12 protein-coding genes and 1 riboswitch are annotated in these 15,487 nt (G+C 49.5%); of the genes, 7 read left to right on the top strand and 5 right to left on the bottom strand.

Annotated features, from left to right (window positions below; translation table 11 throughout):
- Positions 1–48: 48 nt before the first annotated feature.
- On the bottom strand, positions 49–1,035 hold the full coding sequence (locus COW20_17770; GenBank protein ID PIW46090.1) for a glycosyltransferase: 987 nt from the start codon (positions 1,033–1,035) through the stop codon (positions 49–51).
- A 200-nt stretch (positions 1,036–1,235) separates the two neighbouring features.
- A riboswitch (SAM riboswitch) is annotated at positions 1,236–1,352 on the top strand.
- Between COW20_17770 and COW20_17775 the strand changes: the two genes are divergently transcribed.
- The 5 genes from COW20_17775 to COW20_17795 all read left to right on the top strand — a co-directional run bounded on the left by COW20_17775 (position 1,346) and on the right by COW20_17795 (position 7,705).
- A complete protein-coding gene (locus COW20_17775; protein PIW46091.1) occupies positions 1,346–2,464 on the top strand; it encodes an alpha/beta hydrolase in 1,119 nt (372 codons plus the stop codon). Its footprint overlaps the riboswitch before it by 7 nt.
- A complete protein-coding gene (metB, locus tag COW20_17780; protein ID PIW46092.1) occupies positions 2,457–3,653 on the top strand; it encodes an O-succinylhomoserine (thiol)-lyase in 1,197 nt (398 codons plus the stop codon). The genes COW20_17775 and metB overlap by 8 nt, the downstream gene beginning before the upstream one ends.
- Positions 3,654–3,767: 114 nt before the next feature.
- Complete coding sequence (locus COW20_17785) at positions 3,768–4,268, top strand: hypothetical protein (GenBank protein PIW46093.1); 501 nt, start codon at positions 3,768–3,770, stop codon at positions 4,266–4,268.
- Positions 4,269–4,466: 198 nt separating this feature from the next.
- Positions 4,467–6,470 (top strand): ATP-dependent RNA helicase, encoded by a 2,004-nt coding sequence (locus COW20_17790; protein ID PIW46094.1) that lies wholly within the window; start codon positions 4,467–4,469, stop codon positions 6,468–6,470.
- 38 nt (positions 6,471–6,508) lie between these two features.
- The gene (locus COW20_17795) at positions 6,509–7,705 is read left to right on the top strand and encodes a fatty acid desaturase (protein PIW46095.1); all 1,197 of its coding nucleotides are present in this window, start codon (positions 6,509–6,511) and stop codon (positions 7,703–7,705) included.
- A gap of 5 nt (positions 7,706–7,710) precedes the next feature.
- On the opposite strand, the gene COW20_17800 is transcribed toward COW20_17795, so the two are convergent.
- From COW20_17800 to COW20_17815, 4 genes are read right to left on the bottom strand one after another with little or no spacing between them, the layout of a single operon-like run.
- Complete coding sequence (locus COW20_17800) at positions 7,711–8,142, bottom strand: hypothetical protein (GenBank protein ID PIW46096.1); 432 nt, start codon at positions 8,140–8,142, stop codon at positions 7,711–7,713.
- Positions 8,143–8,169: 27 nt separating this feature from the next.
- Positions 8,170–9,531: a hypothetical protein gene (locus COW20_17805; GenBank protein ID PIW46097.1), complete on the bottom strand. Its 1,362-nt coding sequence runs from the start codon at positions 9,529–9,531 to the stop codon at positions 8,170–8,172.
- Between the two features lie 2 nt (positions 9,532–9,533).
- A complete protein-coding gene (locus COW20_17810) occupies positions 9,534–10,052 on the bottom strand; it encodes a hypothetical protein (protein PIW46098.1) in 519 nt (172 codons plus the stop codon).
- The gene (locus tag COW20_17815) at positions 10,049–10,690 is read right to left on the bottom strand and encodes a hypothetical protein (GenBank protein PIW46099.1); all 642 of its coding nucleotides are present in this window, start codon (positions 10,688–10,690) and stop codon (positions 10,049–10,051) included. Before COW20_17815 ends, COW20_17810 begins: the two co-directional genes overlap by 4 nt.
- A 177-nt stretch (positions 10,691–10,867) precedes the next feature.
- Here COW20_17815 and COW20_17820 point away from each other — a divergent pair, with 177 nt between their 5' ends.
- A complete protein-coding gene (locus COW20_17820) occupies positions 10,868–11,932 on the top strand; it encodes a hypothetical protein (protein ID PIW46100.1) in 1,065 nt (354 codons plus the stop codon).
- Positions 11,933–12,177: 245 nt separating this feature from the next.
- Positions 12,178–15,480 carry a hypothetical protein gene (locus COW20_17825; GenBank protein ID PIW46101.1) on the top strand — a complete coding sequence of 1,101 codons (3,303 nt, stop codon included), beginning with the start codon at positions 12,178–12,180 and terminating at the stop codon, positions 15,478–15,480.
- Positions 15,481–15,487 lie beyond the last annotated feature (7 nt).

A 15,487-nucleotide genomic window follows, 5' to 3' on the forward strand; every position in this document is an offset into this window, starting at 1 on the left:
ATCCTAAGCTATCGGCCAGAGATCAGCACGACTTAAATTCTGAAAAATTTAATCGGTGTAAAAACCATAGGTATTTTCAACAATATAGATCGGGCGGCCTTTGACTTCCTTATAAATGCGCCCGACATACTCCCCGATAATGCCCAGGCTGGTCAATTGAATGCCCCCCAGGAACAGGATCGCCACCATGGTCGAAGCATAACCCGGCACAGCATTGCCATGCAAAAGGGTTTGAAATACCAATAAAGAAGCATAGAGAAAACTCAGCAAAGAAATACCGGCACCGAGATAGGTCCAAACTTGCAGCGGCAAAGTGGTAAAAGCAAAAATACCATCGAGGGCAAAACGCCAAAGTTTCCAGTAGTTCCAGCTGGTTTGGCCAGCAAAACGCGCGGGGCGCTCAAAATAAATCGTCGTCGTGGGAAAACCCAACCAGGCAAAGATCCCCTTCATAAAACGGGTTTTTTCTGGCAACTGCTTGAGCGTATCGACCACCTGCCGATCCATCAGGCGAAAATCCCCTGTATTTTTGGGGATATGCACTTCGCTCATGGCACTGATCAGGCGATAAAACATCAAAGCAGAATGGCGTTTGAACCAGGTATCTTCTTTGCGCTCAGTGCGGGTCGCGAGCACCACCTTATAGCCTTCCCGCCATTTTTCAATCATGGCCAGAATCATTTCAGGCGGGTCCTGCAAATCCGCATCAATCGGAATCACGGCCTTCCCACGCGAAAGATCAATGCCTGCGGTGGTGCCTGCTTCTTTGCCAAAATTACGTGAAAAATTAATCACTTTGATGCGCGGATCACGCTTGTGATAGGCGATCAATTTTTCGAGCGTATCATCGCGGCTGCCATCATTCACGCAGACAATCTCCCATTCTGGCCCCACCTGTTCCAGAATCGGAATCACCGTGTCAAAGAATTTATCCAGCCCCTCACTTTCGTTGTACATCGGTGCAACCAGAGAGACCTCAGGAATCGTATTGGTTTCATCCTGACTCAGAACAGAATTCTCGACAGCGGTATTCATAATAACCTCAATGCGTGCTGAAATGCTGGTCTCAGTATAAGCTACCTACCCAAAGGCGACAAATAGCTTGGAAAAAATTAGACCTTGACCCATGGCATTTCGCGCCAATGAATTCAATGTATTAATCTGCACATTTCAATCTCCATTTTTTTAATTCAGGGGATTGACCTCAGCACGCCCATCGATTACAATCAGGGTTAATCTCATTTAGACCGGCTGAGGGACTGGCCCTTTGACGCCGGGGCAACCTTTGGAGCTAACCCCTCTGAAAAGGTGCCAACTCCTGCGGATACCTTCGGGTATCTGAAAAATGAGTGATCAGTCAGCCGTTCGGATGGAACTGGTCATTTACCTGCTGGGTCTGCAGGGTTTCCAAGTGAGTATCTCATTTGGAGTAAGCGACATGGCCCAAACCCTTTTCTTTGCGGATCTTCCCCAAAGCACCTATTTAGCCCTCAACAGTGGCATTTTAAACCTCTCAGAACCACTGCTTCTGGATTCAGGTCAAATTCTGCACAAACCGCGTCTGGCCTGGCGCAGATTGGGCGAACCTCATTTGCCCGCCATTTTTATCTTGGGTGGCATCTCAGCCGGGCGCTATGCCTGGTGCACAGAACAAAGCCCCACGCCCGGCTGGTGGCAGGATCAGATTGGCCCTGGAAATGCTTTAGATCCCCAAAAATACCAATTGCTCAGTTTTGACTTTCTGGGCAGCAGTGGCAACAGCGAAGGCCCCCACAACAGCAGACTTTCAGGCCCAGATTTTCCAGCAATTACCACTCGGGATCAAGCCCGCGCCATTGCAGCGCTGCTCAAAGCTTTGGGCATTCAAAAATTGGAAAGTATGATTGGCGCGTCCTATGGCGGCATGGTCACCCTGGCTTTTGCGCAACATTTCTCAGAGTATCTCAAAAAAGCCCTGGTGATTTGTGCCGCAGACCGCCCTGCTCCCCTGGCCACAGCCTGGCGCCATGTGCAACGTGAAATTGTCAGCATGGCATTGAAACAGGGAGACCCTGAAGCAGGTTTACGTCTGGCGCGAGAACTGGCGGTGACGACCTATCGCTCAGAACTCGAATTTTCACAGCGTTTTGATTCAGGGCTGGGTTCCGCAGGCTGCCTGCCCTATCTCAAGCATCAAGGCCAAAGCTTTGCCAAGCGCTTTGATCCTTATAGCTATCTCTGCTTAAGCACCTCGATCGATACCCACCGAATTGAAGCAGAAGCGATTCCCCTTCGGGTGGATCTGCTGGGCTATACCAGCGATCTACTGGTTCCTGCGCCACAACTCAAGGCACTTCACACACGCCTGCCCAAGCCCGGCAACCTCACCTTGCTGAACAGCCCCTATGGGCACGACGCCTTTTTAAAAGAAAATTTGCAAACCACACAAACCATTAAAAACCACCTGGAGAGAAAACATGACTGAATTACAAGCTTCTACCCTAACCGCTCGCGAAGGCATTAACAGCGACAGCCAACATGGTGCAGTCATGCCGCCTCTGCACCTCAGCTCAAATTTTTCCTTTGCCGGTTTCAATCAAAAACGAGAATACGACTATACCCGCTCAGGCAACCCCACCCGGGATCAACTGGCCCAGGCCCTGGCCAAACTCGAAAAAGGCAGGCAGGCTGTGATTACAGCCACGGGCATGGGAGCCGTCACCTTAATTTTGCAACTTTTGCAACCAGGCGAACGGCTGCTGGCACCCGATGACTGTTATGGGGGCTGTAACCGCCTGTTCCGCGCCAAACAAGCCCAAGGACACCTGCAACTTCAACTTGAGCGTTTTACAGACAGTGCAGCCTTGATTGCGCAGATTCAAACCCTCAAACCCCGCATGGTCTGGATTGAAACCCCCAGCAATCCCCTTCTGCGCCTGAGCGATATTCAAGCCATCGCAGAAGCAGCCCATGGCATCGGAGCCCTGGTCGTGGCAGACAATACCTTTCTCTCTCCCGTTCAGCAAAACCCACTTGAACTGGGCGCAGATATCGTACTGCACTCCACCACCAAATATATCAATGGTCACAGCGATGTCGTGGGTGGAGCCGTCATCACACGGGATCCCGCCCTGGGCGAAAAATTGGCCTGGTGGGGCAACTGCCTGGGCCTGACAGGCGCACCCTTCGATGCCTGGCTGACCCTGCGCGGCCTGCGTACCCTGCCACTGCGCATGCGCCAGCACCAGGAAAATGCCCTGCAAATTGCCCATTTTCTTGAAAACCATGCAGCCATCGAACAGGTCTATTACCCCGGCCTGGCCAGCCACCCCCAGCATGAACTGGCCCTGCGCCAGCAGACAGGCTTTGGCGGTGTGATCAGTTTTGATCTGCAGGTCGATTTAGATTTGCCTGTCTTTATTGAATCACTGGAACTCTTTACCCTGGCGGAATCTTTGGGGGGCGTGGAAAGCCTGATTGCCCACCCCGCCACCATGACCCATGCCTCGATGTCGCAAGCCGATCGCCAGGTGGCAGGCATTGGCCCCCGTCTGCTGCGACTCTCGGTTGGCATTGAAGCCGCCCAGGATTTGATTCAGGATCTGAACCAAGCTTTTGAAAAAGCAGGCAGGAAGCTTCCCGAGCAGCAAACAAAGTCATTGGTACATGCCTAAAAAATAAGCACAGTACGCGTTTTTTGCCGATAGGCGATCTTTTAAAATCCAGGTATAATGACGCAACTGCATTTCCCTCACCCAATTTAAACTTAAAATCTGAAGGAAACTACCATGATCAAAAACAAAATTATTCAAATGGGCCTGATCGCCATGCTGGGTCTGGGTTTTTATACGGCTCCAGCACGGGCAGACTGGATTTCACATGAGGGCGCCAATGTAAAACTCTATGTTCCCGATGGCTGGAAACAAGATGTCAATGGCGATGGCATTCTGGTTGTAAACCCCCAAGATGAAAGCCTAATGGTGATGTTTTGGGTCATTGACGGAGTCGACATCAAAGCCGTGCTTGACGCCTTCGGACCTGAATTTGAAAAAATCGTTCAAGATATCCAATACCAGAGTGAAGAGCCTGGTGAAATTACCATCAATGGCATGCAAGCCTATTATATTCAAGGCACAGGCCAAGTTGAAGGCGAAGCTGCAGACTGGGAAGTGGCTGTGATCATGGCTGACAAGCCGCTGATCGTTGTTTCGATAGCACAAAAAGGTGCTTTCAACAGACACGAAGCAACCCTCACAAAAATGGTCAAAAGCATCAAAGCTGCCAGCTAATCTCAAAAAAATGACAAAAATGAACAGGGGCAAATTGCCCCTGTTTTTTTGTGGTTGTGTTATAGTAAGGATATATACTGGTTAAAAAACCAGTTTCCCCTCAATGTCCTTTTCGCTGACGCTGCTGACGTTTCCCGGTTGCTGCTTCTGTTTACAGGCCCCTGAGGCATCACATTTGACTATGACTGGAATTTCCCTATGCCCCATGAAACCCTCCTTCCGGAGCACCTTTTTCTCAATCCCGCGACAATACAAGCTCCTCCTGCCCCCCAAGCAAAGATTGAAAGCCCCGCTGAACTCCCCTCTCCTGAAACAGAATTTGAATCTCACACAGAACAAAATCCTCCAGAAACTGAAATTCAAGCCAGTGTTCAGGCTTCAGATCTGCAAGCCGAACCCCTTGAAAATCTAAGCGAAGCCCCAGAAGATACGGCATCAACCAGTGGCTTCGCGGCCTTGAAGCTGGCAAAACCTGTTCTGGAAGCTGTTTTGGCTTCAGGCTATGAAGATCCCACCCCAATTCAAGCCAGCATGATTCCCCATGTTTTGGCAGGAAAAGATGTACTGGGCCAGGCCCAGACAGGTACGGGCAAAACAGCAGCCTTCGCACTGCCCCTGCTTTCCCGCATGGACAGCCGCAACCACTCTCCCCAAATCTTGGTGCTGGCTCCTACCCGTGAATTGGCCCTGCAGGTCAGTGACTCCTTTGAGCGTTACGGCGCCAAACTTCCTGGTTTGAAAATCACCGCCATCTATGGCGGCCAAAGCTATGGTCCCCAACTGCGGGATCTCAGACAAGGCGCCCAAATCGTGATTGGCACCCCCGGACGGGTCATGGATCATATGCGCCGGGGCAGCTTGGATCTTTCCAATCTGCAAGCCCTGGTTCTGGACGAAGCAGATGAAATGTTGAATATGGGTTTTGCCGAAGATGTAGAATGGATTCTTTCGCAAACCCCCGAAGCACGTCAAACCGCTCTTTTCTCTGCCACCATGCCTCCCGAAATTCGCCGATTGGCCCGTAAATACCTGAAAGATCCTGTCGAAATCGCATTGGCGGCCAAAACTACCACCGCCGACACCATTCAACAGCGCTTTTGGATTGTACGTGGTTTGAGCAAACAACAGGCCCTGATTCGGCTGCTCGAAAGCGAACCGATTGAAGGCGTACTGATCTTTGTGCGCACCAAAGACGCCACGATTGAAGTGGCCCAACGTCTTGAAAACGCGGGCTATAAGGCAGCCGCCCTGAATGGTGATTTGCCCCAGAATCAGCGTGAACAGACCGTTGAGCGCCTGCGTCGCGGCAAACTGGATGTGCTGGTTGCCACCGATGTAGCCGCCCGTGGTTTGGATGTTGAACGCATTTCTCATGTCATCAATTACGATGTACCCTTTGACCCTGAATCCTATACCCACCGCATTGGCCGCACGGGCCGCGCGGGCCGTTCAGGTGAGGCCATCCTTTTGATTGAACCCCGTGAGCAACGCCTGCTCAGTACCATTGAGCGGGCCACACGCCAGCCGATGACGCGTATGTTTATGCCCGATGCCGAAAGTTTAAATCAAAAGCGCGTCGAACGTTTTAAATCACGGATTAGCCAAGCCCGCAAATTGCCTCAACTTGAATATTTCCGTGAAATGATGCTGAATTATGCGCAGGAAAATGAAGTGCCGCTCGAAGAAGTCGCAGCAGCGCTGGCTTTGCTCGTACAGGGCAAAACCCCCTTGCTCTTGCCCCCCGATCCGCCTGGATTGCAAGCCGATCCTGATCTGTCCCAACGCGTGCGCAAAGACAAATTCAGCCGTGAAAGAAGCCCCAAAAACGATTCTGAAATGGGTCTGGTGCCCTATCGGGTCGAAGTAGGCCGAATTCATGGTTTGCGTCCCAGCATGCTGGTAGGCGCGATAGCCAACGAAGCAGGCGTAGACAGCAAATTTATCGGCAAAATCAAAATGCACGATACCTATAGCGTCGTTGATTTGCCCCTTGCACTTGAAAAACACTTCTTTAAGGCCCTTGCCAAAACCCGCGTGGTCAACCACCCCCTGCGGATTTCACGTCTGGGCAAAAGCAATGCTTTTACAGAAAGTGCTCCCAGAAGCTTTGATAAAAAGCCGAAATTTTCACCCGCCCCCAAAGGCCGGCCCGATCACGCTCCCCGCGCCAAAGCAGGGAAACGTGGCTTTCTCGGGAAATAAAGTTTCACCCCATCGCGTTCAGCATTACGGAGAGCATCATGAGCCACGAAACGCCCGATACTTTGCAAAATCTGGATTATGCCGCATTTGCAGCAGAACTTGAAGATTTACATCAACGTCTCCAGGCGGGAGTGAGTGAAGCCGACTTTCGCCATTTGACCAAAATCGAAAGTTGGGGGCAGGTCTGCTCTCTTTTGGGCTATGCTACCGCCTGGCTCTTGCCCAACCCGATCAGTGCCTATCTGATCAGCCAGGGCCAGATGACCCGCTGGGCGAATATGACCCATCATATTCGCCACAGGGGCTATGATCGGGTTCCCAATATTCCCAAGCGCTATACCAGCAAAGGTTTTGCCCGCGGCTGGCGGCGCTGGGTCGATTGGCCCGACTGGTTGGTACCCGAGGCCTGGGATTTTGAGCACAATGTGCTGCACCACTACCATACCGGTGAAAAACTCGACCCCGATGTACTGGAAGACCGGGCTCATCTGATGCGCAGCTTGAATTTTCCGCTCTGGATGAAATATGCCGTGGCGATTTTCTTCATGCTGACCTGGAAACTGAGTTATTACGCACCCAATACCCTCTGGATGCTGCAACAACGACGTTCGCGACCCGGTCGCAAGGGCTTGGAAGCCAAAATAGCAGCCCATCAACCCCTGATCTTCCACGGAGCTCCCCTCTGGTGGCCTTTTCAACGTGAAAGTCTGGAATTCTGGGCGCGCTGTGTTTTACCCTATGCGCTGTTTCGTTTTGCTTTGCTGCCCGCACTGTTTTTGCCCTTGGGCATCACCGCCACCCTCAACGTTTTACTCACCAGTATTCTGGCCGAATTGATGACCAATTTACACAGTTTTTTGATTATTGTGCCCAACCATACCGGAGACGATGTTTACCGTTTTGATGAACCTGTTTCTGATAAAGCTGAGTTTTATGTGCGTCAAATTATCGGCTCTGCCAATTTTACAGGGGGCACAGATTTCAGTGATTATCTTCAGGGATGGCTGAACTACCAGATTGAACACCATCTTTGGCCCGAAATGACCATGTTGCAGTACCAAAAAGCCCAGCCTGAAGTAGAAGCGCTCTGTAAAAAATACGGAGTGCCCTATATCCGCCAGTCGATCTGGAAAAGAATCGGGCAAACCATGCGCCTGCTCACAGGCCAAAGCCGCAATCCCTTTTTTAAAACCCGCTCTCGCCAGGAGCGGGAACGGGATATGGTCGCGGTTTAAGCTTTCTATTTGCCCTCAATGCGCGCAGCCCCTGTGCTGTCAATCGTAATATTGACGGAAGAAGTATCTGTGCCCCCTTTATTATCTGAAACCAGCACGGAAATAACAGCGACCCCAGTTTCAAGACTTCCATCCGATTTCTGAGGCATCCAGGTGACGATTTCACCTTGAGTCGCAGAAAGAGTACCTTTGGTTGCAGACCAAACATATTTGAGGATATCATTATCCTCATCGACAGCAACCACCTTAAAGCTGATAATATCATCTTTTTTAGTGATATTTGTCGGATTAGCATTCATTTGCTGAACAATGGGTTTGCGATTTGCCTGAGGTGTAGCCTGAACAGCCGAAGGTGTATTCACGACAACATTCTGTCGGGTATCGCATCCAGCCAATAAAACTGGAAAAATAACTGTAAGCATCAAAATTCGTTTCATGGTTCTTTTTCCTTTTTAAGATTCAATTTATTGAGCCACACCCTGTACCACACTCATTCCACAGGAAGCAGAGGTCGCACTCAACCAGGTAGTGGTAGCAGAATCCTGAACGGTATAGCTTCCGGCAGGCAAGACCAGATTAGCTGGACTGGCGGTCCAAAGCCGGGCACCCGAAGAAGCGGTTGTAGAAGATCCCGTTGCAGGCCAAGGTCCATAGACCTGCCCACTGCTACTCTTCAAACTGATTTCGACGGGACCAGTGCTGCTGGTACTGTGATAATTTACCACCCCTGCCAGAAGATAAGCCTGGGTGGTTGTAAAACTGGGCTGACAACTGGGATCTGAAAAATAATTCAGCGCAATCTCAAAATTACTGAAAATCTGACGGGCTACCCGAGAGGTATTGTTTCCACTGGGGAGGGGTGTCGCAGAAGGAACAGGCTCTGGTTGATCCAAAAGCTTGACCAGACGGGTACGATCAGCCAACTGTGTACCTGAGCGAATCACACCACTGACATAGAGTTTATCCAGACTGCTGAGATTGACAATCGGAATCTTACCTTCTACAATTTGCCCAACTTCCAAACCCGTCGTTTCAGGTAAACCATCCTTATGAATATTGCCTGTCCAGCCCATACTCAAGCGATAATCCTGAGCTTTGGCCGGTTCAGGTTTTCCCCAGGTATCCAAACGATAATAGAGATGACGGCTGTCACGGGCCAGATAGAGCGCGCGTAAATCCATACCGCTCTCGCTGTTTCCTGTATCACGGGGGCTGTCCTGAACCACGGGAAGAATATTCTGCCAATCCTCTGGCTTGCCATCCAAGACCATGGTTTGGGTCTTTAAAACCTTACTGCCGAGTTTCAAGGGGGGCAAGAGATCATCGGTAGCCAAAGCATCGCGTGTCTTTCCCTCCGTCGGATCTTTGCGACAGAGTAGATTGGCTGCTTGTGTATCCAGCTCCAAGCGGCTAGAGCCATCCTCTTTAATCAGAATATTCAAAGCCCCAGGAGTTGTATATTTGCCATCGCTGACCTCGACCATCAAAATACCCATACCTTTTTCAGGCTGGCCATTTTTAAGCGAGTTCCAGCTGACTTCAGCCCCTTCAGTTTGAAGCAGAGTCCCCCGCGTGCTGCTCCAACGATACGTTAAAGGATCTCCTTCACCGTCATAGGCCACTACCCGCAAAGTAGCCGTTCCCCCTTTGTTAATGCTGAGAGCAGAAGAAGTCAAGGCTTGAATAATCGGAGGACTGTTTCCGACTGTGGCCTCATCCTGAATTCCTGAAGGACGCTGACCACTGAGCGGCTGAGAAGCCGTATTGCAGGCCAAAAGAGCCGTAAATCCAACCATGGATAAGAAAGGAAAAATTGTAACTTTCATCTTCAGAGGCCCTCATTGCGATAGAGTTCTTCCATACGTCCTGTGCCTTCGGCACAACTCAAACGGGAAACCAACCCAACCTGAGCCTGTCCTGAGGCTTCTACTGCCAATTTGACAAAGGCCTGACATTCTCCCCCTTTGCCGTCACTCACCGTTAAACTCACGGTTGCAATGCCTTGGTTCCCCCCTGAAACCGGTTGCCAATAAACAGAATAGCCCTCGTAAGACGAAAGGGTTCCCTGATCACTGCTCCAATAATATTTCAAAACATCCTTTTCGGCATCGGTTGCTTCGACCGTGAAACTGATCCGATCACCTGCAGCCACCTTGGCTGTAGGGTTTGCAGTGAGATTTTGAATAATTGGCAATGTATTTTTGACCACCTCTGTGGGTTGTCTGACCTGAGAGCGGTCAAACACCAATCCGCCGTTTCCCCTTTCCATTCCTGTATAGGGAATACTCTGCGTACAACTGATGCCCCAAAGAGAAAATGCCATGAGAAAAAGAAGATGATGCTTCATGGTCTAAAATTCAACCCGCCTCTCAATCCTGTTGTAAAAGCCATTCCAGAGCCAAAAGAAATCCCGGTATCCAGGGTCAGGCTCAATTGCCAATGGGCGTTCAAACGATATTCACTGCCCAATTCGACAAGCGCACCCGGCACAAAACCAACTCCTGGCGCATAAACCACAAAACCACCCAAGCCGCTGAAAAGGTTCATGCCTGTCTGAAGTGGTATCCGATAACGCAGGCTGAGTGGAAAAAACAAACTCAAACCATTGTTTTGAAAAAAACCACCGGCACCGGCAAAAATCCCGAATTGAGGCTGCCAATCATACTCGGCTCCCAACATAAGCCCAGAACCTGGCGTCCAGCCCGAGCCCCAAGGCAAAGCTTCAAGAACCTGAAGACTAAAACCCAGTTCACTCTCCAAAACAGGATTTTCAACAGTTCGAGGAGCAGGGCTTGCAAGAGGTGGAGCCAATGAAGGTACTGGTGTTGGAATCGGACTCATGCGGGGAATAACCGGAGGGGAAGTTGGTTTCGGTGTGGCAGAAGGCTTTGGCTTCGCTGCCTGTGCAGCAGGAGAAAGAGTAAAACTGCCCATCTGCCCAAGAGAAACCAAGACAAAACTAAAAAGAATAAGTACTCTATTCATGATAATTATTCCTCAGGATCTACTTGTTTTTGAGTTTAAAATGACTCAAGAGACAGAGACATGATAGAGATCTTTTAAAAGCTTGATAATGATCAAGGATATTTAGATCCAACAAGCAGCTTGACCCTTGCTGTCACGCCGGGTACACTCAAAACACAGTTCCCTACTGAGGAAAAGATGTCCTACCAGATTTTGACCCGTTTATTGCTGCTCAGCACTGTACTGGCCTTGATTGCCTTGGCCAGTACCCAATGGAGCAATGTGCAGAAAAGATGGCAAAACTGGCAGAGCGAGCAGATTTTAGTCAATCAGCTTCAAGCTCAGGACAGGCTTTTAAAAACCAGTCAACAGGACGGCGAAGCCTGGTATAACCGAGGCGTTTTACGTGCCCGGCTCAATGACCTGAAGGGAGCGGAATCTGACTTTCGCAAAGCCCTGACTCTCGAACCTCAAGATACCGAAAGCCTCTATAACCTTTCCTGGGTACAGATTCGTGAGGGAAAAAAAACCGAAGCCCTCAACACCCTCGGGTTGCTTTTGAAAATCGATCCGCAACATATCGATGGACGTTGGAATCGGGGCTGGCTCTACCAAGAATTAAAAAAAAAATCACTGGCCCGTGCAGATTATCTCTTGCTCCAAAAGCAGAGCCCTCAACTTTCACTACAAGATCAAGCCCGCCTCGCCGTTTTACTCGGAAAACCCAAACAGGCTCAAACAGCCTATAATCAAATTCTGAAACAAAACCCCACAAACACCCAAGCCCTGCTCGGGAGGGCCCGCAGCCTGCTGGCCTCAGACCAAGCCCAAGCAGCCCTGCAAGATCTTGAGCAAGTCCTCAAAAAACAGCCTGACGCTGGAGCCTTTCAATTAAAAGCAAAGGCTTTGCTTAAACTGCAGCAGCCCACCCAAGCTCTGCAAGCCTATACCCAAGCCATTCAGAAAAGCCCCTCTGCAGAACTTTTAAAAGCAAGGGGAGAACTGTATCTGCAGCAAAAAATGCAGGCAGAAGCCCTGAACGACTATTTGAAGGCCTTAAATTATGCGCCACGCAATGCTCAGATTCTCTTGACGCTCGCGCGTCTGGAAGCAGAAGCCGGCAAAGCGACTCAAGCACTTGAACATTTAGAACAGGCAATTCAACTCCAACCACAGCTCAGACAGGAAGCACTGAACCGGCGGGAATTCATGCGTTTGCGATCTCGGCCGGCCTTCAAAAACTTGTTCAAGACGGTTTCCTGAACCTGGATTTGCTTTTTTGATCCCAAGCAGGGTCGATTTTAAATATTACGACCAGAATACAAAACAAGCAAAATAAAAACATTTTCGTAACAAAAAACTGTTATAAAATGCGTTTTTGGGGTATAGAATAAATATATTCCTACTCATAAATTTATTTAGTTATTCAAGTTCTTTTAGAATCGGGCAAAAACTCTCGGGCATGTTAAAGGCTTTGGGCATTATTTCATCAGGGCGGTATTTAAACAATGGTGGCGATCAATGGAAGAATCGATCTCAATCAATACAATCTCTCCACACAACAAAAACAAGCGATTCAAAAAGCCTCAAGCGCAGAAGAGGTCATCAATGTCTTCGCCAAAGATGGCGAGATCAGTGAAAACGAATCCCAACTCTTAGATAAAATTGTCGAAGCCCTGACCACTGACAGCAGTGACGGTGTCTTGACTTTTGAAGGTTCTGATTTCGCAGCGAAAAGTTTAAATTTCGCAGAAAATCCTGATGTAAAACAAGGTGCATTACAAAAAGCCTCTGAAATTCAGAAAGTAATGAACCGGGATGTTGAAAAAAGCACCACCCGCAGGGCCCGTCTCTACGATAATTTAGACAATGTGGATGCAATTAAAGGCCATCTCAAAGCCGATCAAACCCTGGCAGAAAAATATACCGGCGATAACTACAAAAGTATCGCCAAAGCAACGGGTGGAAAAATTCTGCTCCAGGACGCCATTTTATTAGAGCGCACCGGACTGCTCGGCAAAGAGCAAGTTGCACAACTCAACAGCTTGATCGATAAGGTTGATAAGGGCAGTATCAACAGCCTCACACCCGAAGATATACAAGGGCTCGATCAGATGATCGAGGGCATGATCGCCAAACTGGATGGACAGACGGAAACCCCTGAAGCACCTGAATCCAGCGAGGCATCTGAATCCAGCGAGGCATCTGAATCCAGCGAGGCATCTCAATCCAGCGAGGCATCTCAATCCAGCGAAGCACCTGAATCCAGCGAGGCATCTGAATCCAGCGAGGCATCTGAAATAGACATTCTCAAACTGGACGAAGATGCCCTCAAAGCCCTCGATCCTGAACAATCCGCCAATCCCGAAGCCGATTTTGAAACTGTGCATCAAAATATTGATGCCTTGTTGGCTGAAAGTGACGCCGATATTCACGATCTCAGGCTCGCCACCAAAGAAGTCGGGTTGACGATAGAATCCGCAAAAGCACAGAAAGCCAAGGATATCAGCCTGGGCCGTTCTTTTATCCGCATTACCGACGCCATCGATCGGGCCGATGAAGAGATCAGTCTGATTCGCGACAAAACCTTGCCCGTGCTCAAAAAACAGGCAGAAAGCCTGAACAGTCAGATTGAGAACAGAATCAGTGAGCTTTCCAGCCAAGGTTTGCCCCAAGAAGAGATCATCCATGATCCCCAAGTCAAATTGATGGTGGCTCAGCACAAAGATATTCTCGGCAAAACCGAAGCCTTGGGGAATCGCTTAAAATCCTTAACCAGTGAAAAAGTAGATGCCCTGAAATCACTTAAATCCCTGCGTTTAATCGACGGAGAAATGCGCCAACGGATTGCCGGCGTCAATATGATGTCGGGTAAGCTGACACAAGGCACCCAGGAGTTGGTCAAACTCAAAGATGCCATTGATAATCTGCCCACCAACAAGGCTGTTTTCTATAAAGAAATGCGTGCCAATATTGAACAGATGGCCAAATCAGGCACTCTTGCGGGGGGCATGGCCCAGGGCATTCTCAATGTTTTAAAAGAGCATGAAGCCAAAAGCGGCAGCATTGAAGAATTTGTCAATGACCCCCAAATCGCTCCCTTTATTAAATCTGCCATGGGTGAAAACCGTGTGCTGGCCTTAGAGGCCCAGGAAAAAGAACTTCACAATATCTCGCAAAAAGCCGATCAGATTCAGAAGAATATGGTCGGTGGCATGGAAGATCTGATTCAGACCTATGAAAGCACCAAAACAGTCAATCCCAAAACAATTGAGCTGCTGAAAGCAGAGTTGGCAACCCTGAAAGCGCTCGACGGCAAAAACCTGAGCCCCACTGAAAAAATCAACCAGCTTGAAGAAGTACGCCAGAATATTATTCATGCCCTGGAAGATATGGTTCCCTCGCAGTTGGATTTGCGTGAATTGAATGCTCTCAAAGGCCTTGATGATAATGTAACCAACTATTCAGGCTCAAAATTGGTGCTGACTTCCAATCTTGAAGCGTCTCAAGAAGTTCTCACAGACATGATCACCCGCGCCAAAGAAGAGGCCGCTGATGCGACCAAAGTGGCAGATCATATGGTTGAAGACATGATCAAACTCGAAGAGGGGGGCCACGGTGAAGGGGGCGATCATGGCCTTGTCAGCCTGGCTTATGGTTCACATGCCCGTGTCTACCTGGGGCTTTCAGGGGGAATCGGAGGCTCTGTCGGCAATGACACCTTTGGAGCTACAGCCCGCATTGGCGTTGGGGTTGAAGCATCGCTTACGGTCGAAAAAAGTTTTGGCATGGGCCCAAGCTATCTCGCGCATCTCGATTTGGCGGCCACACTGGAAGGAGAACTCAGTATCAATGCCTGGCTGATTAAAGCCGGGGTCGAATTTGAACTCAAAGCAGGCTGGAGCGGTGGCCTGGCCTTTAATGATCTGGGAGAAGCCAAAGATTTCGGCAAATTGGTGGTCGAAGTCATCGCGCTGGCGCAGGGCGATCTCAGCAGTGAAGAAGCTCGCAACGAGCTCCAGTCCAAAGCCGATGAACTGGGTAAAAAATTCAAAGAACACGCCTATACAGGCACCTTTACAGAGGGTTCTGTCAAGGCCGAGGTCGAAACCAAAGGGCATATTGGCGCAGGCGCAGGCTATAAAACCCGCACCGAAAACAACTCCTACGGCAATGGTATTCAAACCGAAGACGTCATTAGCGACACAGATTTTAAAGTTAAATTTGGGCACCACAAGGAAGTGGGCTTTAAAATTCACAATGTCACTTCCAGTGTGCTGGGGGCAGATGGCAAACCCACCGATCAGGTTGCGCATATGACGGCTTACCATGTCAAACTTCCCGTCGCGATGGTTTCCCACGCCCTCGAACACGCCAGCAAAGGAGGAACCAAAGCCTTCTCCAAATTGGTAGACGAAATGGGAGACAGCTTTAAAGAGGCCTTTATTGCCCAGTTTAACCAACTCAATCCTGGCGGAGTTGCCCTGAATACCGCTCAAATTCTTGAACTGATTGATGGCGTGATGGGGGGGAACTACGATCTCTTTTCGAAAACCACCCAATCTGCCAAGTTTATGGGTGAATCCGAAATTATTTTCGGAATAGAACGCGCAGAAATGCCAGGGGAAGCACCACACTATGCCTTTGAAGTCGGCATAGAGGGAGAATATAACTACGAAGTCTCAGCTTCAAGTGGTATTTTCTACGGCAAAATGGAAGCGGGAGCTTCCTATGAACTGGCAGCAGCGATCAATATTACCCCCCTGATGGAAAAAATGGGGCTGATCAAAGCCGGAGGGGGACACCATTAACCATGCC

The organism is bacterium (Candidatus Blackallbacteria) CG13_big_fil_rev_8_21_14_2_50_49_14, from assembly GCA_002783405.1.
In the GTDB taxonomy this organism is placed as follows: domain Bacteria; phylum Cyanobacteriota; class Sericytochromatia; order UBA7694; family UBA7694.

Excerpts from the sequence above, each read along its gene's own strand:
- COW20_17770 (PIW46090.1), bottom strand. The coding sequence starts at position 1,035 with ATGAATACCGCTGTCGAGAATTCTGTTCTGAGTCAGGATGAAACCAAT.
- COW20_17775 (PIW46091.1), top strand. The coding sequence starts at position 1,346 with ATGAGTGATCAGTCAGCCGTTCGGATGGAACTGGTCATTTACCTGCTG.
- metB (PIW46092.1), top strand. The coding sequence starts at position 2,457 with ATGACTGAATTACAAGCTTCTACCCTAACCGCTCGCGAAGGCATTAAC.
- COW20_17785 (PIW46093.1), top strand. The coding sequence starts at position 3,768 with ATGATCAAAAACAAAATTATTCAAATGGGCCTGATCGCCATGCTGGGT.
- COW20_17790 (PIW46094.1), top strand. The coding sequence starts at position 4,467 with ATGCCCCATGAAACCCTCCTTCCGGAGCACCTTTTTCTCAATCCCGCG.
- COW20_17795 (PIW46095.1), top strand. The coding sequence starts at position 6,509 with ATGAGCCACGAAACGCCCGATACTTTGCAAAATCTGGATTATGCCGCA.
- COW20_17800 (PIW46096.1), bottom strand. The coding sequence starts at position 8,142 with ATGAAACGAATTTTGATGCTTACAGTTATTTTTCCAGTTTTATTGGCT.
- COW20_17805 (PIW46097.1), bottom strand. The coding sequence starts at position 9,531 with ATGAAAGTTACAATTTTTCCTTTCTTATCCATGGTTGGATTTACGGCT.
- COW20_17810 (PIW46098.1), bottom strand. The coding sequence starts at position 10,052 with ATGAAGCATCATCTTCTTTTTCTCATGGCATTTTCTCTTTGGGGCATC.
- COW20_17815 (PIW46099.1), bottom strand. The coding sequence starts at position 10,690 with ATGAATAGAGTACTTATTCTTTTTAGTTTTGTCTTGGTTTCTCTTGGG.
- COW20_17820 (PIW46100.1), top strand. The coding sequence starts at position 10,868 with ATGTCCTACCAGATTTTGACCCGTTTATTGCTGCTCAGCACTGTACTG.
- COW20_17825 (PIW46101.1), top strand. The coding sequence starts at position 12,178 with ATGGTGGCGATCAATGGAAGAATCGATCTCAATCAATACAATCTCTCC.